Annotated in this window: 2 protein-coding genes; both read right to left on the bottom strand. The window is 46.2% G+C overall.

Annotated features, from left to right (window positions below; all coding sequences use genetic code 11):
• A partial coding sequence (locus KDK19_RS08815; protein WP_257291761.1) for a hypothetical protein occupies positions 1 to 4,580 on the bottom strand: 4,580 nt, incomplete at its 3' end.
• 138 nt (positions 4,581 to 4,718) lie between these two features.
• Positions 4,719 to 4,930, bottom strand: a 212-nt coding sequence (locus KDK19_RS08810; protein WP_257291760.1) for a hypothetical protein, incomplete at its 5' end; no start/stop codon positions are given.

The following is a 4,930-nucleotide window of genomic DNA, read 5'->3' as shown; positions in this document are numbered from 1 at the left end:
CTGATCAGACCTTCACGCAGCAGAGCGATGATCCTGTTACCACTGGCAGAATGGGTAGCAAAATATTCCGAGAAGCTTTTCAGGTTCTCTGGTTCATGTTCAACGAAGCTGATGGCCGCTTTGCCTAAACCGCGAATTTCGTCGTCGTATTCTTGTGCCCCTGTTTCCATCTCATACATTGCCCAGAGCGTCAGAGTCTCGAGTTCTATGAGGGCATTCCGGGGTTGATCTGCTAAAGGCTCGAGCCGGGATTCCGGCAAAGTCGTTTTCAGGCTCTTGAATACCTCTACAATTCGACTGGCCTGTTTAAAAGTCAGTTTGTTTCCGACCATTGCCTGCAAGCGAATCGGTGCAAATCCATCGTCAAAATCGAAAGTCGCAAGCAATGGCGTTGCCTTACCACTTTCTCTCGCCGCATCTGTCAGGCCCAATGCGACTCCGAGGGCTTGTTGTTTGAGAGGGTGCTGCTGAATGAAGGCGGCCATCGCAGCCCGAACTTCTGCCTGCCTCGGTGTGTACTGGAAGGGACCGTCGTCATTTTTGACGGCTTCCCTGGCAGCCTTCAGGACATCCTTCATTCTCTCAATGTCTGCTTTCCTGACTTCAATTTCACTTTCCAGACGGGCACTTTTATGAATCAGTTGCCGGATCTTGTTGCTAATAACATTACTACTGCCCGGTTGTAACTGTTTGATTTCTTTGTTATGTGCGGTTTTAGCCTGCTCATCAATGTTACCGGGATCTTCAATCTCCTGTTTCTTGCGATCCGGATTCTCTCGTGCATTCTTCTCTTCATGCCGTGTATGGGTCACTTCCATACTTTTCCTGTCCTGCTCACGCAGGAATTCTGTGACCTGAGAGTGCTTTTCTCTGGTTAAAGTCAATTCAGACAATACTTCATTGTTTTCATTGTAAGCTTCCTGAACAACAGCATCTGTTTTGGCTCTCAGTTTCTGAACAATTTTATCTCGACTTTCTCTACTGTCCCCTTGCGGAGAATGTCTGATGTCCTCCACTCGTTCTGGCAGGAAATGTGTAATGTCCTTTACTCGCTCCTGAAGGGGTTGCTCGTCACCTGCAGCCAGATCGAACTTGATCTGAAGTTCTTTCATTGCTTGATTGAGAGCTCTGTCACCTTCATCCGAGATACTTTTCTGGACAGCACGGGTTCCGGCATATAAATATTGTTTGACAAGGATAGCATCCAGTTTTTGATTAGCCGTCTCCAGCTCACTTTCAGCGTCTTCTATTGCTCGCCATGCAGTCGCTACCTCACGATCAAGAACGTATCGGGGTTTGGGTCCGAGGCGAGCTATTTGTCTGTCAAGCTCATTTTCAATGGCTGCGATATGCTCATTGACGTCAGCAACACCTGCTTTGAAAACTTCTTCAGACAGCTTTTGGAGTTTTTTGTTTATTAGAATGTTTTGGTCTTCTATAGTGGCGTCATCTTTATAATTCTCAATGTTGATTTGATGAGCAATTTCATTATTTCTGACTCTTTTGACATCTTTATCGCCATAGACTTCGCCTACTTCTTCCATTAATGCCGAAATTTCGTTGCTAATAGCATACTTGTTGTCAGAAAGGTGAATATCGTCTTCTAATATTATCCCCAGATCATTGGCCAGTTTAGCAAGGAAAGTCCTGCCTCTTTCTTTAGCCGCATTGCTTACAGTGAAGCAGATATGCAGTTTGGCCTCTATCTCTTTAAACAGCTTTATCTGTTGTCTAATGGCTCGCTCATTCGCATCTTCGACATAAAACGTAAGATGCCTTTTAAGATTCTCGTATTTTGTTGCCCTCTGTTGGCTCGCATGTGTAATGTCTTCTTTCCAGAAAGTTTGTACTATCGCATCCAGCATGGAGTCTGATAAATCATTGTTTTCGAGTTTTGTACGAATCCTGTCAAGTCTTGTTGCTTTGTCATCACCTTCATTGACATTGATCCCGAGTATTTCCTCTACGGTTTTCAGTACCACCTGCGCATCTCCCTCTACCCGCTGCCTGCTTGCTGTGATATATGCCTGAATTTTTTTAGAAATGGTGTGACGACGGTAATACACATCGTTCTCACTATTGGCGTAATGCATCTTCAGGGAATTTTCCACAGCAGTCAGTTTCCCAACGACTTCGGGCTTGGCTTTGGGGTGACCTGGTGTTCCGATGTCTTTTAGTTCTTCTTCCAGCTCTTTAAGTTTAAAAAGCTTGAAATAGACTGTTGATTCCAGGGTGTCGCGGTCTTTCAGTCTGGTTTCAACATCACTCAGCTCAATACCAAGAACTGCTGCCAGAGCAACTTTTCTGATCCTTGTGTAAGAATCCTCCCTATTGCGTTGATTGTTCATTTCATAAAGTTTTTGACGCATAACTTCCTCTCTGAGATTCATTCCGGCAAGTGATGCAAGGATGCTTTCTTGTTGAACCTCAATATCTGCGTTGCTATCAAAATTCGGAATCTTCAAATGTGTAGCAATGGTTGCATAGCGGGCTTTGATTTCAGCTTCTTTTCCAGCATCTTTTCTGGTGCTCTGTTGTTGAAGATACAGTTGAAAGAAAAGGGCATCCCTTTGCTTAAGGTGCTGTAGAATGGCCTGGTGACGGGCTTCGAGGTCAGCTTCGTTGTTCGGTCTCAGAGCGAGCTGACCTTCAATAGTAGTCAGTCTGCGCAGGGTCTCCTCGTCGGCCTGTTTTGTCTTGTGTTGAATATGCTGTATTTGCTGTTGAATCGATTGAAAGCGGGCATCCAGATCGTTGTCATCGACCGGGGAAATACCGAGCTGGCCTTCAATGCCTGCCAGTTTTGCTTTTACAGCTTTATGATCAAACTGGCCTGTTGCGGCAATCGCCAGGTTGATTTCATGAATTTTTATACTGATCAGTTCGGCTTGTTTTACCAGTGGCAGAGTATCATCCCAGTCGTCCATACCAAGCTGTGTGGCCAATTCAAGGTTGCGAAGCTTTATAAGCTCATCGTCAATTTCCAGCTTGAGTGGTTGGACTCTCAGTTTTTCCTCATAACTGCCAATGGCTCGCTGTAGCCGTTTGCTTAGCCCGCTGAATCTGCCTTCTCTTTCCTGTAGCTCATCCAGCTCAATTTCCATCTCATGCAGCTGAGTGGTCATGTCACCAATGACTTTGTGAGCAAACTTTGCGCCTTCGTCAAAAGCAAAGCTCTGCATCAGTTCCGCGACCGACTCTACATCTTTGCGAACATTCTGAACAAAATATGGGTTAGTCAGGAGTTCTCTGAGCACGGGTTTGAAGCTGAAGTGTTTTTCCAGTTGAACCTGCATCCAGATTGGCGTAATAACAGATGAAGTGACCCGGATGTGTTTTGTGGTTGAGAATTCAAATTCGTCGGTTTCATCCTGAGCAGCAACGGCCAATGCCTGCCGAAGAGATTCATAGTATGTCAGCGTCGACAGTTTAAATACGTTAAGTTCAGCATCGTGCTGTACAGCCAATTTGGCAGAAAACTCCTCCAGCAGAGCCATCTGCCTGCTTCGAATGATGTATTGGTAGCTTTTGACCTTGTTTCTTTTAATCTTTGTAGTGTAGTCATTATCATTAGCGTCAAATTCTTCCCAGTGCCTTTGGAGGCTCTCCACAAAAGCGACATCGGTCGGATTGTGTTTCTGACCGTGGAAAACAATAATCTCTCCCGGAGCCTCAGTTACTTCCAGTTTCGGATAACCCTCAGGAACTGGATAAACCTGTGTGTTGTCCTCGACGTGTACAACATATCCGACGGGTTTCTGGTACGACAACAGATCATCCAGAGCTTCCTGTTGTAAATTTTCCCCCAGAATATGGACCTGGGTATAGGCAGAGGTGGCCGCTGCGAAAAGCACCTCATCATTGACAAAGAGCGACTGACCCAGACGCTGCAGTTCAGGAGGCTGATCGCTGGCAGCGATAAGACGCATGAAGGTGCGCCCGTTCACTTCAACTTCCTTTACCCTAATAGTGGCAAGGACGTCATAGTGATCAGTTGAACGAAGGCTTCCTCCTCTTTGATTCGCACCTTTGAGCACCCCGACTAGTTGTATGGGGCTGGCGACTCCCGTTAAAGGTTCTAATTGCAGGTCGTCACCTAATTGAGCACGAACTGCTGCCACTGAATCAGGGTCGGTCATCCCGCTTCTGACTTCAATGAGCAGTTTTTTGTCTTTCAGGCAATGCGTGAACCTGAATACCTCCTCAGCACCGACCTTCAGGACTTTGGTGTATTTCTCAGCAATGTCATGCTCGTCTGTTTCAAACAGGTTAACAGTGGAAACACCACCCTCAATACCAGAAAGAACGTCTGTGAAGCCTGCGGAAGGAACATCATTACCCACTCTGGCTTGAGTCTGAACAGGGTAGGTGGTGGTAGATTTGGGTATTGGCTGACGGGCATCACCGAAAGTTGACTTAAGCAGAACCTCATTCTGGGTAATAATCGCTTGTCCACTGCCCGAAAAATCAACAGAATGTGTCTGTAGCCTTCGCGCGGCCAGTGCCTGTGTAGTAATAATGGAAGAGCTAATGGCAATGGTCACTGCAATGCTTAATGCATTGGGGCGAGTATATGTCATTTTACTACCTCAGAGCCGGGTACTTCTATTACCGCGAAAAGCGATGGCCACATCGGGTGAGGAAGAGGGTTTCCAATCGCTCGCGGCTGTCAGCGGGTCATGGCTGCAGGTAGAAATCTTGATTGTGGGGTATTTCTTTTAATGACCATGAACATTCTGATCATCGCCCTGTTGCCAATCATAGAAGGCACCCGGAGTGTAGGAGTACGGAGTGCTTTCTGCATGGGAGAATGACCATTTAGGCACATTGTCCTTGAAATATTTCTCCCAGCCATTCTCAAACATCTTCATGGTTCGATCACGTCGTTCACGAAACTGAAGATAATTCTCGTTTCGTGTCCAGCCATACA

Source organism: Endozoicomonas sp. ONNA1 (genome assembly GCF_024606325.1).
Lineage (GTDB): Bacteria > Pseudomonadota > Gammaproteobacteria > Pseudomonadales > Endozoicomonadaceae > Endozoicomonas_A.
This window is presented reverse-complemented; position numbering and strand designations above follow the sequence as displayed.